At 28.5% G+C, this 1,206-nt stretch carries 2 protein-coding genes; one reads left to right on the top strand and one right to left on the bottom strand.

Going from position 1 to position 1,206, the window contains the following annotated elements; all coding sequences use genetic code 11:
• Positions 1-271 precede the first annotated feature (271 nt).
• Positions 272-763, top strand: a complete 492-nt coding sequence (locus CLOBL_RS27195) for a CarD family transcriptional regulator (RefSeq protein WP_179117854.1) — start codon at positions 272-274, stop codon at positions 761-763.
• 63 nt (positions 764-826) lie between these two features.
• On the opposite strand, the gene CLOBL_RS27190 is transcribed toward CLOBL_RS27195, so the two are convergent.
• Positions 827-1,111, bottom strand: coding sequence for a VRR-NUC domain-containing protein (locus CLOBL_RS27190; RefSeq protein ID WP_077861838.1), 285 nt, complete (start codon positions 1,109-1,111; stop codon positions 827-829).
• Positions 1,112-1,206: the final 95 nt, after the last annotated feature.

Raw genomic sequence — 1,206 nt, 5'->3', positions numbered from 1 at the left:
TAGCAAGCGTTAGCTTGAGTACTTTATCATACCATAATAATAAAAGAAATTATGACGATCATTAAATACAGTGATGATTGATTGCGTATTTTTGATAATCCCAAAGTTTAAAATCCATATTATCACCTTCTTTCTTTGAACTTCATAAGTTTAAATATATATCTCCAAAAAAATATTGACTATGATAAATTATCGTGATAAAATAAAAAATTAGCAAAAAAATTCTAAATGTGATATACTAAATATATTATTCAATTTAGGAGGAGATTTTTTGTTTGATATTGGAAATAAAGTGGTTTATCCAACCCAAGGAATAGGAATAATAAGTAACATTGAAAAAAGAGAATTTAAAGGTGAAAAGCAAGATTATTATAAAATAAAAATTTTTAATAATACCATGACATTAAGTTTACCAGTTAGTAGAGCTGGTGTATCAAACCTCAGATTAATAAGTGATTCAGAGGCTATAGATATAGGATTAGAAAGTATTAATAATGCTATGTCAGAGACGAACGACTATACGGAATATACATCAAAAGAGCGAATGGATGCTAATTCAAAAAGGATAAAATCAGGATCACTCAGAAGTACTCTAGAGATTATATATGATCTAACTCAAGTTAAAATAAATAGTAAATTAAATGCAACAGAAAAGCAGGTTTTAAGAAATGCGGAAGATTCTGTAATCAAAGAAATTTCTTATGCAAAAGAATTATCAATAGAAGATTCAACCAATTTATTAAAGAATGCAATAAAATATTAATTAATTATAATAAGGTGATTTTGTATAACATCAGCATAAAATCACTTTGCCTTTTCTTCCTATTTACATATTCAGCATTACTTCCTTAATAAACAAATCTACTTTTTCAACTGTATCTATACATTCAACTTGAAATCCAAGTTTTCTAAGCTCTCTAGCCCTATATTCTTGAATTTTTCTAGCTTTTTTGCCTAGTGCATTAAGTTCTACAAATATTACTTTTCCACCAGGTAAGAGCACCATTCTGTCTGGCACTCCTATTACTCCAGTTTGATTCCACTTATAAGCCCTACCACCTATTTTATCTACTTGTCTTTTTAAATAATTTTCAATCCTGCTTTCTTCCATCTTTATCCCTCACAAAGGCTCTCTGAGTTCTACTTTCAACCGGATCAGGATTATTATAGTTTAAATCCACATCCATCAAGCACCATACTCTATCT

Source organism: Clostridium sp. BL-8 (assembly GCF_002006495.1).
Taxonomy (GTDB): domain Bacteria; phylum Bacillota; class Clostridia; order Clostridiales; family Clostridiaceae; genus Clostridium.
Note: the sequence above shows the minus strand (reverse complement) of the source record. Positions and strands in the feature narration are given on the sequence as shown.